We start from the raw sequence: 261 nt of genomic DNA on the forward strand, positions 1-261 counted from the left end.
AACCTATTTTGGCTTTAAGTTTCACGCACTTACTACAATAGATGGTTTCTTAACTGACTATGTTATAACGCCTGCAAATGTTGATGATAGAAATGCAGTATGGGATTTATGTGACAAATATAATTCAATTTCTATTATAGGTGATAAAGGTTACATTAACAAAAGGCTAACGCCTGAGTTAAAAACTGAAAAAGATATAAATTTATTATTTTTAAAAAGAGGAAATAGTAAAGATAACTATCCAAAACAAATAAGACAATT

General features: G+C 27.6%; 1 protein-coding gene. It reads left to right on the plus strand.

The window, feature by feature from the left end; all coding sequences use genetic code 11:
- A partial coding sequence (locus tag BN7997_RS16445) for a transposase (protein WP_143023235.1) occupies positions 1-261 on the plus strand: 261 nt, incomplete at both ends.

The organism is Romboutsia timonensis (assembly GCF_900106845.1).
In the GTDB taxonomy this organism is placed as follows: domain Bacteria; phylum Bacillota; class Clostridia; order Peptostreptococcales; family Peptostreptococcaceae; genus Romboutsia; species Romboutsia timonensis.